Source organism: Enterobacter cloacae complex sp. IR5403, assembly GCF_049238705.1.
Lineage (GTDB): Bacteria > Pseudomonadota > Gammaproteobacteria > Enterobacterales > Enterobacteriaceae > Enterobacter > Enterobacter hormaechei_C.
In genome coordinates, this window is sequence record NZ_JBMKHP010000001.1 from 363,723 (window position 1) to 376,083 (window position 12,361).

The following is a 12,361-nucleotide window of genomic DNA, read 5'->3' on the forward strand; positions in this document are numbered from 1 at the left end:
GGGCTATTTACCTGCCTGTGGATGCGTATCAAACCCCGCCATCACGGCCGTCAGCTCGGCGAGGGTAAAGCCGTGCTTCGGGTCATCAACGCCCAGGCCAAACCGCGCCTGCATCAGCTTATACAGCGCCTCCGCATCCGGCAAATGGATCTGCTCCTCCACATGACCGTTCTGCCAGTGGGTAAAATTAAAGTTGGTCAGCGTCAGCTTGCCCCCGTCCGGCAGGTGGCGACACATCAGCAGGTGATGACGGAAATGGGACTGCGGCCAGTGCGCCGACCAGAAGTTTCCCATCACGTAATCGTTGAAATACTGGGTCGCCAGGTCGAAATGGTACATCGACTGCCAGTGCTCGTGATGGCGGAATTGCAGTACCCAGTCGTTACCCTCGCTCAGCAAACGATAACTCCCGTGCGGGGTTTCCTGCTCCTCGTTAGCGATCAAACGAATCGGCGCCGTCAGCGTTTGTCCGCCAAATCCCACATCGGCGATCCAGCGCTCGCCGTTCAGCTCAACCAGCAGCAACCGGTGCGTGCGTGGCGGCATCTGCGACGGATTAGCCAGCACAACCCGCCCCAGCACGCTGCGCACCGTAAAACCGACTTCGCGCAACACCCGCTCAAACAGGCCGTTTTGCTCGAAGCAATACCCCCCCCGACGTGCGGTGACCAGTTTATCCACCAGACACCCGTCGTCCAGATGGATTTCACGCGGCAAAACAACATCGATATTTTCGAAAGGGATTGCGCAGTTATGGTGTAAATGCAGCCCCCGCAGGGTATCGATATCAACCTGTACGGGCTGCTGCCAGCCCGTGCGGGCGAAATAAGCACTCAGAAATGGGGACATGATTTGCTCCAGGATGTGATATCCCCTGTTTATAAACTATTTTCCCTTATGCATATGCGCAAAAGTGCTTTTTCGTCATACTCATCGTGTACATGAGGAGATCCTATGAACCACTTTCGCCCTGTTGAATTACGCCATGCCAGCCGTCTTCTGAATCACGGTCCAACCGTGCTCATCACCAGCCGGGATGAGACCATCGATCGTCGCAACGTCATGGCCGCCGCATGGTCTATGCCGGTGGAATTTGAGCCCCCGCGTATCGCGATTGTGGTAGACAAAAGCGCGTGGTCACGGGAGTTGATCGAACGCAGCGGGAAATTCGGCATTGTGATCCCCGGCGTGGCGGCAGCCAACTGGACCTGGGCGGTCGGCAGCGTCAGCGGGCGCGACGAGGATAAATTTAACTGCTACGGGATCCCGGTTATTTATGGCCCTGAGCTTGGCCTGCCGGTTATAGAAGAGAAATGTCTGGCGTGGATGGAGTGCCGGTTATTACCTGTAACCTCTGCGGCCGAGAAATATGACACTCTGTTTGGCGAAGTGGTTTCCGCCGCGGCGGATGAACGCGCATTTGTCGCCGGACGCTGGCAGTTTGACGGGGATAAGCTGAATACGCTGCATCATCTGGGTGCGGGTACGTTTGTCGCGAGCGGGAAAATGGTGAAGGCGCTGGATTAAGGCTTCTCAAAAAAGAAAAGCCCTCTTCCTGAGGAAGAGGGCTTTTTATTACTTAACACGCTTCGCAATAATCTCATCCGCCACATTCCGCGGAGCTTCCGCAAAATGATGGAACTCCATCGTATACGTCGCGCGCCCCTGGGACATCGAGCGCAGCGTGGTAGCGTAGCCAAACATCTCAGCCAGCGGGACGTCAGCGCGAATAATCTGGCTGCCGTACTGCTCTGCCATCCCCTGCACCATGCCGCGACGGGAGGAGAGATCGCCCATAATGTTCCCGGCGTACTCTTCCGGCGTTTCCACCTCAACGTGCATCACCGGCTCAAGAATAACCGGATCCGCCCGCCGTGCGCCCTCTTTGAAGCCGAGGATCGCCGCCATGCGGAAGGCCATCTCCGAGGAGTCAACGTCATGGTAGGACCCAAACGTCAGGGTCGCTTTCACATCCACCACCGGATAGCCCGCCAGCACTCCCGTATTCATGGCTTCTCGCAAGCCTTTTTCCACCGACGGGATGTACTCCCGCGGCACCACCCCGCCTTTGGTGGCATCTTCAAACACAAAACCACTCCCGGCGGCTAAAGGCTCAAGGCTCAGGACCACATGACCGTACTGCCCTTTCCCACCGGACTGTCGGACAAATTTACCTTCAATATCCTTCACCGCTTTACGCAGGGTTTCACGGTAGGTGACCTGCGGACGACCAATGTTCGCCTCAACGCCAAACTCGCGCTTCATGCGGTCGACGATGATCTCCAGATGCAACTCGCCCATCCCGGAGATGATGGTCTGACCGGACTCTTCGTCCGTGTGCAGGCGGAACGACGGATCTTCCGCCGCCAGGCGCTGTAGGGCGATCCCCATTTTCTCCTGATCGGCCTTGGTTTTCGGCTCAATCGCCAGCGAAATAACCGGGTCCGGGAACTCCATCCGTTCAAGGGTGATCACCGCATTCGGGTCGGTCAGCGTGTCACCGGTAGTAACGTCTTTCAGCCCGACACAGGCTGCGATATCCCCTGCGCGCAGCTCGTCCACCTCATGGCGATCGTTGGCATGCATCAGCACGATGCGCCCGATACGCTCTTTCTTGCCCTTCACCGGGTTGTACACCGCGTCGCCTTTGCGCAGTATGCCGGAATAGACGCGGATAAAGGTCAGCTGGCCAACGTACGGATCGCTCATCAGCTTGAAGGCCAGCGCCGAGAACGGTTCATCATCGCTTGGGTGGCGCTCGGCGTGCTGTCCGTCTTCGTCTACCCCATCAATAGCGGGCACGTCCAGTGGAGACGGCATCAATTCAATTACCGCGTCGAGCATGCGCTGCACGCCTTTGTTCTTGAAAGCGCTGCCGCACAGCATCGGCTGGATTTCGCCGGAGATGGTCCGGACGCGCAGCCCCTGGATGATTTCTGCTTCATCCAGTTCGCCCGTCTCAAGGTACTTATCCATAAGCTCATCGCTGGCTTCTGCCGCAGCCGAAACCATTTTTTCTCGCCACGCCTGGGCGGTGCTCAGCAGATCGTCAGGCACTGGCGCATAGCTGAACGCCATGCCCTGCGTCGCATCGTCCCACAGAATGGTGCGCATCTTGATGAGATCCACCACGCCGGTGAAGTGTTCTTCTGCTCCCACGGGGATCACAATCGGGACCGGATTGGCTTTCAGCCGCTCCTGCATCATCCGCACCACGCGGAAGAAATCCGCACCCGGGCGGTCCATTTTGTTGACAAATGCCAGGCGCGGGACGTGATATTTATTCGCCTGACGCCAGACGGTCTCCGACTGCGGTTGCACACCACCGACGGAGTCATAGACCATTACCGCGCCGTCGAGCACACGCATGGAACGTTCCACCTCAATGGTGAAATCCACGTGCCCGGGGGTGTCGATAATATTGATGCGGTGCGGTTCAAAGCCTCTGTCCATACCGGGCCAGAAACAGCTCACCGCCGCCGACGTAATGGTGATCCCGCGCTCCTGCTCCTGCGCCATCCAGTCGGTGGTTGCCGCGCCATCGTGTACTTCACCCAGCTTGTGGCTCATCCCGGTGTAAAACAGGATGCGCTCAGTGGTGGTTGTTTTGCCCGCATCGATATGCGCGGAGATACCGATGTTGCGATAACGTTCGAGTGGAATGGGTCGGGGCATGATATTTCCTTAAGTCTTCATGACTGGTTTGTGATGACCGGGATGGTCGCGTGTTCGTTCGTTTGTTATAATAGTCCCATTGTACAAGTATTATCGAACTATTTTTTAACGGTTGACCTATTGTTGATATAGCTCAATCTCACGCGAGACGCAGGAAAACGATGATCCCAAACCACCCGGAACCTGAACAGATAGTGTTGGAAAATGTGCTGTTCGCCCTCGGCAACCCGCTGCGATTAGCGATTATCCGCAGGCTGGCCGACGGCAGCGAACTGAGCTGTAACGCGCTGCGCCCGGAAGAGGTGGTGAAATCCACTATGACTCACCACTGGCGCGTGCTGCGCGACAGTGGCGTGATCTGGCAGCGCCCGCAGGGGCGCGAGAATATGATCTCACTGAGAAGAGAAGATCTGGACGCCCGCTTTCCTGGACTGCTGGCGATCCTGCTCCAGGCTAAGTAGCGGCAGCGACCTCTAGACGATAAACCGGAATGCGCCGTGTTGTTCCGGTAAGGGTGTCGAACACCTCCGTATCGGACGTCACTATCCTCATCCCGGTCTTCCTTAACCGCTGCACGTCGGCGGCTATGCGCTGGAGGCCAAACCAGAAAAGCCCGTCAAGCGCGGTGACCGTAAGCCCCTGCTCCAGCGCCAGCTGGAGGCGCTCGCGGGGGGCTTTCACCTGCTGAGCGATTTGCCGGTAAGGCACTTCCGATCCGCCGGACGCATCGATTCGCTGAATACGGGTCTTCAGGTGGTAGGTAAATTCATCGGGAATGCCGTTCAAATCCTGTTTAAGGCTGTAGACGCAGCCAAACCGCTTCCCGTTGAACAGGACATTTTTTTGACTGAGCTGAAACTCATTTCTGATGCCATCAATCAGCTGCGGTGCGCGGGTAAGAAGTAACCGGAAGGGAAGCTCAAAGCTGGTCACATAATCCACGTTCAGTAGCGCGAGACGCAGCCGCTCTTCTGCCCCGGATTTCTGGTCATGACACTCGCGCATCACCTCCGCCCACTGGCGCGTCAGACGTTCCGGCTCGCCGGCTTCGGTGAGGAGGTATTTTTCAAGATGATAATCGACTCTTCCGGTCATGTGGGGCATCCCGTCAATGTGGATGCGGTAATTCTATCCAGCGCGGCCGGATTTATAAAGGGCGGAGCGCACCGGCATCCGCCCTGCCGGGCTACTGCTGGATACTCGACCGGCCCGAAATATCGCTGGCAGATAAGGTTCTTGCAGAAGATGGGATCTGTTTTTTGCGTTTATACCGGTCCGGCTGGCCTTCGGGGCGGGTTTTGAACCGGCGATGCAGCCACATATATTGCTCAGGCGCCATCATCACGGCGCGCTCAATTGCTCTGTTCATCTGCGTGGCTACCGACGCTTTATCGCCTCCCTGCAAGGTATCGCTGATATCTTCCAGAATAATCAGCTCATACCCTGTGCCGTCTGCTTTTCGGCGCGGTACAAACGGGATCACGGCAGATCTGGCACTTTTCACCAGCATGTAGCTCCCGGCAGTTGTCGCGGCGTCCGGGACGGCAAAAAACGGCACAAACACGCTATTCGTTTTGCCATAGTCGTGGTCCGGGGCATACCACAGGATCTCGTTTTGCTTCAGCGCGCGGATCATGCCCTTCAGGTCATAGCGGTCAAGCATGGTTTTATTGGAACGCAGACGACCGCGCGTTTGCAGCCAGTCGAGCAACGCATTATTGTTGGGACGATACACACCAATACCCGCGTTGAGCATGCCAAAGATACGTGCGCCTAATTCCAGCGTGAGAAAATGCATGCCAATGAGCACCACGCCCCTTCCTTGCGCCCGCGCCTGTTCCATATGTTCGTAGCCGGTCACGCTGAAGTGTTTCCGTACGCGCCAGTCTGGCCAGAACCACGCTATCCCGGTTTCGATGACGCCCATTCCAACCGATTCAAAATTACGCTCAAGTAAACCCTCGCGCTCGTCCTCTTTCATATCAGGAAAGCAAAGCTCAAGATTTCGTCTGGCGATCTCCACGCGGCGTGGAAGCAGGCGCATAGCCAGACGCCCAAGCCCGTGACCTGTTTTTAACAGCAGCGGGTACGGAAGCTGAACCGTGCACCAGAGCGCGGCAATGCCTGCCCAGCTGAGCCAGTAACGAGGATGAATAAAGGCAAGTGAAAACTGAGGTAATTTTGTCATGGAAAAATTATCCTTTTACTAATTTGTACTTAATCTGGTGCAGTTGCAGTGCTTACCTGCTGATTTAACGAATATTGTTCGGAAGGATGAATTGTAGCGGAATCGTTATGGTTTTTATTATCGATTTTTGCGAAAGGGAATAAAAGCGAGGTGCGCCGGGTGATATTGCACCACCCGGCAGGCAAGTTACATTGAATAACCGGGCTTCTTAATCAGTTCATCCAGTTTCGGGCCGATCTCGGTATCCCAGACCCGCGTCTTCCAGTCAGCTTCCTGAACCTCCTGAAGCGCCACGGAGATTGAGCGATCTTTACTGTTCAGGTGACGGGCGATCGCTTCGGCGATATCCGCCGCCAGGGCCGTTTTTTGTTCGTCAGTCAGATCGCGTGGAAAACATTTGATGTCAACGTGTGGCATGGGCAGGGCTCCTTTTATAGATGAGCGTTCCACGTTATCAGATTATATCGTTAGCTTTTAGCACCTTGTGCAGTTCCGGCAGCGCGCAGACGGCATCCGCGACGGCGGTAATATTAGGCGTGTTAGTGGCAAACCACTCATGGCGTGGCCCCCAGGTACGCGCAACGGCGATATAGACGTCAAGCAGCGTCAGCTGTTTGCCAAACGCAAACGGCGAGGCGCTGAGCTGGCTGTCGAACCACAGATAGAGCGATTTTCGGTACTCAATGCAATTTTTCTTCAGCTGTTCCGGGGCATCAGGCACCCAGCGTTCCGGGTAGTCTGCATACGTAAAGGTGGGATAGACGTTCGCCACAAACCAGATGAGCAGGCGCTGAAACCGCTGACGCTCGGCCTGCCCTACGGGCGGCGCGAGGTCGGGACGTCTGTCGAGCACCATCAGGGCGATAGCCGCGGTTTCCGTCACGATCGCCCCGTTTTCCAGCTCCAGCGTCGGCACCTGGCACAGCGGGTTCAGTTTCAATAGCAATTCGCGCTGCGGGCCGGGCTGGTCAAACCCGTCCACGTTGACGAACTGATACGGGATGTCTGCCAGAGTCAGCATCACTTCACTGATTGCCGATCCCCAGCCGGGTACGCCATAGAGTTTGATCATGTTGCCCCCTCAGGGATGAAAACCCTAAGTGTAGAGCACCATTAGTAGGTTATCCCGGGCGGATTAACGTCTGAAGACGTCACCGCTTCGCCCGCTTCTCCCCAGCGCGCCAGCACCTTTTGATACTCCCCGCGCTTAATCGCACCGTCCAGCGCAGCCTGCAACGCATACACCAGCCCATTGCCTTTTTTGGTTGTGGTGGCGACATAGGCTTTCTTCGGCCCTAATCCCACGACGCGGGTTTTGCCGGTTAACGCGGCTTTATAGGCAGAAACGGACTGCGGTCCAAAGAACACATCCGCCCTGCCGGACTGAATATAAAGATTGCCTGAGGCGTCGTCGGTCAGATAAACCGGCAACGCAGGCTCGCGCCCGGCCTTTTTATTCTCTTCGTTCCAGCCCAGCAGAATACGCTCCTGATTGGTGCCTGACCCGACAATCACCTTTTTACCGGCCAGATCTTTCGCACGGGTGATCGACTGTACGTTGCTGGTGGATTTTACCGAGAAGGCGAGGGAATCGACGCGATAGGTCGCAAAATCGAACTTCGCCTTACGTTGCTCGGTGACAGCGATATTCACCAACGCCACGTCATAGCGCCCGGAAGTGATCCCCAGCGGCCAGTCTTCCCACGCCGTTGGCACCAGTTTCAGCTTCAGCCCCAGGCTGCCCGCCAGCAACCGGGCGATATCCGGGTCGCTGCCAATACGGGTGCGGTTATCACTGGCCAGCAGCGCCAGCGGCGGAGAATTCAGGGCTGAAATTGCTACCGTGAGGGTCCCCGGCTCAACAAATTTATAGTTCGCCGGGATTTTCGCCACCGCCTGTTGATCAACCGTCACCGGCAGCGGCTGTTCGTTGGCCTTTAAATCAATGCTGGCGTGGCTCGCCGTCGTGAAGACCAGCCCCGCCAGGAGTCCATATTTCATCTGCGCTCCTTACAGCACTTTTGAGAGGAACTGGCGCGTTCGCGGATGCGACGGTCGGTTTAACACGTCGTCGCTGCTGCCCTGCTCCACAATTTTACCGTCGACCATAAATACCACCTGGTCCGCCACTTCCCGGGCAAAACCGATCTCATGGGTGACCACCACCAGCGTCGTGCCGGAACGGGCGAGCTTTTTAATCACGTCCAGCACTTCGCCAACCAGTTCCGGATCCAGCGCCGAGGTGGGTTCATCAAACAGCATCACGCGGGGGCGCAGCGCCAGCGCGCGGGCAATGGCGATACGCTGTTGCTGGCCACCGGAGAGGTGACGTGACCAGGCATCGGCTTTATCGCGCAGTCCTACCACATCCAGCAGGCTGTAGGCGTTTTCAACAGCCTCTTTTTTAGTGAATTTTTTATGCGCGATGGGTGCTTCAATCAGGTTTTCCAGCACCGTGAGATGCGGAAAAAGATTGAAGTTCTGAAACACGTATCCAACGTTGACGCGCTGTTTCAGGATCTCTTTCTCTTTTAGCTCGTAGAGTTTGTCACCCTGACGGCGATAGCCGATGTAATCCCCGTCAATCTGAATAAAGCCTTCGTCTACGCGCTCCAGATGGTTAATGGTGCGCAGCAGCGTCGATTTTCCCGATCCAGAGGGACCGAGGATCACCGTCACGGAGCCCGGCGGGATCTCAAGCGTGACGTTATCGAGCGCTTTATGTCGGCCAAAAAACTTACTGACGCCGGTAATGGAAATGTGTCCTTCAGGAGAGGCTTGCATGAACGGGCTCCTGTGCTGGCGAAGTGGTGACGGAACGCGTGCGGCTGGCCACCCGGTTGTGGTTTACGGCGGAGCGGCGCTCGCTGCGGGCGAGTCCACGCTCAATAACATGCTGGATGGCAGACAGTACGGTGGTGATCACCAGATACCAGACGGCCCCCACCATCAACAGCGGGATCACCTCCTGGGTGCGGTTGTAGATCATCTGGATCGTGTAGAACAGTTCCGGCATCGCCAGCACGTAAACCATCGCCGTCCCTTTGGCGAGGCTGATGATTTCGTTAAACCCGGACGGCAGAATGGTGCGCAGCGCCTGGGGGAGAATGATGCGCACCGTGCGACGCCACGCCGGCAGACCCAGCGCAGCGGCCGCCTCATACTGACCGTGGTCGACTCCAAGGAAGCCCCCGCGAATGATCTCCGCAGTATAGGCGCTCTGCACCAGCGTCAGCCCCACGATGGCGGTAGAAAACTGCCCGAGAACGTTGATGGTTTCAAAGCTGCCCCAGGTAATGCCGGTAAAAGGCACGCCGAGAGAGAGCGTGTCGTAGAGATAGGAGAAGTTATAGAGGATAATCAGCACCACGATCAGCGGCAGCGATCGGAACAGCCAGATGTAACCCCACGCCAGGCTGCTCAACAGCCATGATGACGAGAGCCGCGCCAGCGCCAGTATGCCGCCAATCACCACGCTCAGTACGGTGCTTATCAACGTCAGCAGCAGCGTCTGGCCGACGCCTTCGAGGATCACCGGGTCGAAGAACCAGCGGGCAAATACCGCCCACTCCCAGCGCGGATTAAAGGCCACGGACTGGATCACGACCGCCAGCACAAACAGCGCCACCACGGCGCCAGCAGCGCGCAGCGGATAACGTGCCGGGACCACTTTTATGGTTTCAACGTTGCTCATCGTCGCTCCTTATGCGGTTTTGCTGAGCGCTTCGCGGATCAGCGTCTTGGTGAAACGCAGCCGGCCGTCGAACGGCGGCTGGCTGTACTCTTCCGGGTCGCGGTTGAGATCGAACTGCGGCTGATACCCCTGACTGAGATAGAGCCGCACCGCCTCCGGCTGACGAAACCCCGTGGTCAGGTAGATGTGGCTGTAGCCCGCCAGCACCGCCCGGCGCTCCAGCTCCTGTACCACGCGCGCGGCCAGCCCCTGCTGGCGCAGCGTTTTATTCGTCCAGATGCGTTTGATCTCTGCGGTATGTTCGTCGAAGGGCTTGTACGCACCGGTGGCGATGATCTCGCCATCGCGCTCCAGGACGATAAACAGCCCCTGCGGCGCCAGGTACCACTCTGTCAGCTCGACTTCCGCATCTTTTGAAAAGTAGTCGCCGTAACGAGCGGCGTATTCACCGAACAGCCCCTCGATAATGGGCTGAAGATCGGCATCTTCCGGCGAAACGTCACGAAATTGTTCGCGCATAGCGCCTCCTCAATCGCCCAGACCCGCCGGGTTAACTTCGGAACTGGGGATACGCTCCACGCCTTCTCCCCAGCGGTTCAGCACTTTGTCGTAATCGCCGTTCTTGATCGCGCCGTTCAGCGCGGTCTGAACCGGTTCGACCAGGCCGCTGCCTTTTTTCAGCGTCACCGCGATATGCGCCGCCTTCGGCCAGCCGCCGTCGACGCTGCCGACCAGTTTGGTTTTACCGTTAAGCGCCGCTTTCCAGGCGCCGATCACGTTCGGACCAAAGTAGGCGTCCGCGCGTCCGGACTGAAGCGCCAGCGTTTGGGCCGCGTCGTCTTTGGTGTAGATCGGCGTAAAGGGTTTAAGCCCTTTTTTGAGATTCTCTTCGTTCCATGCCAGCAGAATGGCCTCCTGGTTGGTGCCGGAACCCACGATGATGCGCAGCCCGGCGATATCCTCGGCCTTTACAAGCGAGTTGATCGGACTGGTGGATTTCACGTAGAAGCCAAGAGAATCCTTGCGGTAGGTGGCGAAGTCGAACTTCTCTTTGCGCGCTTTGGTGACGGTGATGTTGCTGATAGCCGCGTCGTATTTCCCGGAGGCAACCCCCAGCGGCCAGTCTTCCCAGGAGGTGGGCACCACGTTCAGCTCCAGTCCGAGGCTGTCCGCCACCAGACGCGCAATGTCGACCTCACTTCCCAGCAGGGTTTTGTTATCGTCGGAAAAGACCGTCAGCGGCGGTTGATTCAGTCCCGCCACCGCCACGGTAAATTTCCCCGGCACGGCAAAACGATAGTCTTTCGGCAGTTGCGCGATCGCATCGCTGTTTTTGGCGGTATTGATCGGCGTTTTATTGGCCTCAATGCTCACGCCGGTGCCGTTAATATTGACGTTCTCTGCCCAGACGGCAGGGGTAAAGGCCAGCGCAAGCGCCAGAATAAGCGATGATTTCTGCATAGCGTTTTTCTCTTTTATTGTTGTGTGAACTGATTTTTGGGTTCGTCTAAGCCCAGACTTTCGCGCAGCGTGGTGCCGGGATAGTCGGTGCGGAACAGGCCGCGCGCCTGTAAAACGGGCACCACCTGGTCGACAAAGCGCGGGAAGGTGTCCGGCGTGCCGCCCTGAATGATGAAGCCGTCCGCCGCTTTCTCTTCGAACCAGGCCTGTAAACCATCGGCTACCTGCTCCGGTGTGCCGGAAAAGCGCGGGCGCGGCGATGCGGCTTCCAGCGCGACCTGACGCAGAGTTAAGTTGCGCTCACGGGCGTTACGCTTGATTTCATCGGTGGTGCTGCGGAAGCTGTTTTTGCCCAAATCGCCAATATCCGGGAACGGCGCGTCGAGGGGATACTGGCTGAAGTCGTGATGCTCGAAATAACGTCCGAGGTAATTCAGCGCATCATGAATGGAGACCAGTGCCGCCGTGGTTTGATACTGGTTTTCTACGTCATCGGCGTCGTTTCCAACAATCACGCTGACGCCCTGGAATATATGTAAAGCCCCTGCGCGACGGCCGTGACTTTCCAGCTGCTGTTTAACATCGCGGTAAAAAGCCTGGGCTTCTTCCAGCGTGTCATGGTGGGTAAAGATGGCGTCAGCGTGTTTTGCCGCCAGCTTTTTACCGTCATCGGACGCGCCAGCCTGAAAGACAATCGGACGTCCCTGCGGCGTGCGGCCAATATTCAGCGGGCCGGAAACCTGGAAGAAATCACCGTGGTGATCCAGCGTATGCAGTTTCGACGCATCAAAAAACTGTCCGCTCTCTTTATTGCGGATAAAGGCATCCCCTTCCCAGGAATCCCACAGCCCTTTCACCACGTCGAGATACTCATCGGCAATGCGGTAGCGCAGCGCATGCTCCGGGTGTTTTTCGCGGGAGAAGTTCTTCGCTGACCCTTCCAGCGGTGACGTAACCACGTTCCAGCCCGCGCGTCCGTTGCTCAGGTGATCGAGGCTGGCGAACTGGCGTGCAACGGTGAAAGGCTCGCTGTACGAGGTGGATAACGTGCCGACCAGCCCCAGACGCGAGGTGATACTCGCCAGCGCGGACAACACCGTCAGCGGCTCAAAGCGGTTTAAAAAATGCGGAATGGATTTCTCGTTAATATAAAGACCGTCGGCCACAAATATAAAGTCAAGCTTGCCCGCTTCTGCTTTTAAAGCCGTTTCTTTGACGAAATCAAAATTAATGCTGGCATCCGCGACCGCCGCCGGATGGCGCCAGGCAGACATATTTCCGGATGCGCCATGCAAAATGGTCCCCAGCCGCAATTGACGATGTGCAGACATATTCACCTCAAA

12 protein-coding genes and 1 pseudogene are annotated in these 12,361 nt (G+C 57.1%); 2 read left to right on the forward strand and 11 right to left on the reverse strand.

Going from position 1 to position 12,361, the window contains the following annotated elements; all coding sequences use genetic code 11:
* Nucleotides 1-3 precede the first annotated feature (3 nt).
* Nucleotides 4-849 carry an N-hydroxyarylamine O-acetyltransferase gene (gene nhoA / locus ACOTW6_RS01750; protein WP_015570465.1) on the reverse strand — a complete coding sequence of 282 codons (846 nt, stop codon included), beginning with the start codon at nucleotides 847-849 and terminating at the stop codon, nucleotides 4-6.
* A 105-nt stretch (nucleotides 850-954) separates the two neighbouring features.
* Here nhoA and ACOTW6_RS01755 point away from each other — a divergent pair, with 105 nt between their 5' ends.
* The gene (locus ACOTW6_RS01755; RefSeq protein ID WP_017382293.1) at nucleotides 955-1,527 is read left to right on the forward strand and encodes a flavin reductase family protein; all 573 of its coding nucleotides are present in this window, start codon (nucleotides 955-957) and stop codon (nucleotides 1,525-1,527) included.
* 48 nt (nucleotides 1,528-1,575) lie between these two features.
* Here ACOTW6_RS01755 and fusA read toward each other — a convergent pair whose 3' ends face one another.
* The gene (gene fusA, locus ACOTW6_RS01760; protein WP_121478918.1) at nucleotides 1,576-3,675 is read right to left on the reverse strand and encodes an elongation factor G; all 2,100 of its coding nucleotides are present in this window, start codon (nucleotides 3,673-3,675) and stop codon (nucleotides 1,576-1,578) included.
* A gap of 161 nt (nucleotides 3,676-3,836) precedes the next feature.
* Between fusA and ACOTW6_RS01765 the strand changes: the two genes are divergently transcribed.
* Complete coding sequence (locus ACOTW6_RS01765; RefSeq protein ID WP_000612740.1) at nucleotides 3,837-4,136, forward strand: ArsR/SmtB family transcription factor; 300 nt, start codon at nucleotides 3,837-3,839, stop codon at nucleotides 4,134-4,136.
* On the opposite strand, the gene ACOTW6_RS01770 is transcribed toward ACOTW6_RS01765, so the two are convergent.
* The 9 genes and pseudogenes from ACOTW6_RS01770 to ACOTW6_RS01810 form a co-directional block, all read right to left on the reverse strand.
* Entirely contained in the window at nucleotides 4,129-4,770 is a 642-nt protein-coding gene (locus tag ACOTW6_RS01770; RefSeq protein WP_121479453.1) for a DNA-binding protein, read from the reverse strand. The two genes, ACOTW6_RS01765 and ACOTW6_RS01770, sit on opposite strands and share 8 nt — an antisense overlap.
* A 91-nt stretch (nucleotides 4,771-4,861) precedes the next feature.
* Nucleotides 4,862-5,863: a Kdo(2)-lipid IV(A) acyltransferase gene (locus tag ACOTW6_RS01775; RefSeq protein WP_213788804.1), complete on the reverse strand. Its 1,002-nt coding sequence runs from the start codon at nucleotides 5,861-5,863 to the stop codon at nucleotides 4,862-4,864.
* A gap of 186 nt (nucleotides 5,864-6,049) precedes the next feature.
* Nucleotides 6,050-6,280, reverse strand: coding sequence for a tautomerase PptA (pptA, locus tag ACOTW6_RS01780; RefSeq protein ID WP_121478916.1), 231 nt, complete (start codon nucleotides 6,278-6,280; stop codon nucleotides 6,050-6,052).
* A 37-nt stretch (nucleotides 6,281-6,317) separates the two neighbouring features.
* Nucleotides 6,318-6,935, reverse strand: a complete 618-nt coding sequence (locus tag ACOTW6_RS01785; RefSeq protein WP_096205883.1) for a glutathione S-transferase family protein — start codon at nucleotides 6,933-6,935, stop codon at nucleotides 6,318-6,320.
* A 41-nt stretch (nucleotides 6,936-6,976) separates the two neighbouring features.
* Complete coding sequence (locus ACOTW6_RS01790) at nucleotides 6,977-7,864, reverse strand: transporter substrate-binding domain-containing protein (RefSeq protein WP_017693376.1); 888 nt, start codon at nucleotides 7,862-7,864, stop codon at nucleotides 6,977-6,979.
* 9 nt (nucleotides 7,865-7,873) lie between these two features.
* Nucleotides 7,874-8,647 carry an amino acid ABC transporter ATP-binding protein gene (locus ACOTW6_RS01795; protein WP_045334928.1) on the reverse strand — a complete coding sequence of 258 codons (774 nt, stop codon included), beginning with the start codon at nucleotides 8,645-8,647 and terminating at the stop codon, nucleotides 7,874-7,876.
* Nucleotides 8,631-9,557, reverse strand: coding sequence for an amino acid ABC transporter permease (locus ACOTW6_RS01800; RefSeq protein ID WP_121478913.1), 927 nt, complete (start codon nucleotides 9,555-9,557; stop codon nucleotides 8,631-8,633). Before ACOTW6_RS01800 ends, ACOTW6_RS01795 begins: the two co-directional genes overlap by 17 nt.
* Nucleotides 9,558-9,566: 9 nt before the next feature.
* Entirely contained in the window at nucleotides 9,567-10,076 is a 510-nt protein-coding gene (locus ACOTW6_RS01805; protein ID WP_003857004.1) for a GNAT family N-acetyltransferase, read from the reverse strand.
* 9 nt (nucleotides 10,077-10,085) lie between these two features.
* Nucleotides 10,086-12,349 (reverse strand): annotated as a pseudogene (locus ACOTW6_RS01810) (NtaA/DmoA family FMN-dependent monooxygenase).
* Between the last annotated feature and the right edge of the window lie 12 nt (nucleotides 12,350-12,361).

Bases quoted from the DNA above. Each gene is read 5' to 3' on its own strand.
- nhoA (WP_015570465.1), bottom strand. From the start codon at position 849: ATGTCCCCATTTCTGAGTGCTTATTTCGCCCGCACGGGCTGGCAGCAG.
- ACOTW6_RS01755 (WP_017382293.1), top strand. From the start codon at position 955: ATGAACCACTTTCGCCCTGTTGAATTACGCCATGCCAGCCGTCTTCTG.
- fusA (WP_121478918.1), bottom strand. From the start codon at position 3,675: ATGCCCCGACCCATTCCACTCGAACGTTATCGCAACATCGGTATCTCC.
- ACOTW6_RS01765 (WP_000612740.1), top strand. From the start codon at position 3,837: ATGATCCCAAACCACCCGGAACCTGAACAGATAGTGTTGGAAAATGTG.
- ACOTW6_RS01770 (WP_121479453.1), bottom strand. From the start codon at position 4,770: ATGACCGGAAGAGTCGATTATCATCTTGAAAAATACCTCCTCACCGAA.
- ACOTW6_RS01775 (WP_213788804.1), bottom strand. From the start codon at position 5,863: ATGACAAAATTACCTCAGTTTTCACTTGCCTTTATTCATCCTCGTTAC.
- pptA (WP_121478916.1), bottom strand. From the start codon at position 6,280: ATGCCACACGTTGACATCAAATGTTTTCCACGCGATCTGACTGACGAA.
- ACOTW6_RS01785 (WP_096205883.1), bottom strand. From the start codon at position 6,935: ATGATCAAACTCTATGGCGTACCCGGCTGGGGATCGGCAATCAGTGAA.
- ACOTW6_RS01790 (WP_017693376.1), bottom strand. From the start codon at position 7,864: ATGAAATATGGACTCCTGGCGGGGCTGGTCTTCACGACGGCGAGCCAC.
- ACOTW6_RS01795 (WP_045334928.1), bottom strand. From the start codon at position 8,647: ATGCAAGCCTCTCCTGAAGGACACATTTCCATTACCGGCGTCAGTAAG.
- ACOTW6_RS01800 (WP_121478913.1), bottom strand. From the start codon at position 9,557: ATGAGCAACGTTGAAACCATAAAAGTGGTCCCGGCACGTTATCCGCTG.
- ACOTW6_RS01805 (WP_003857004.1), bottom strand. From the start codon at position 10,076: ATGCGCGAACAATTTCGTGACGTTTCGCCGGAAGATGCCGATCTTCAG.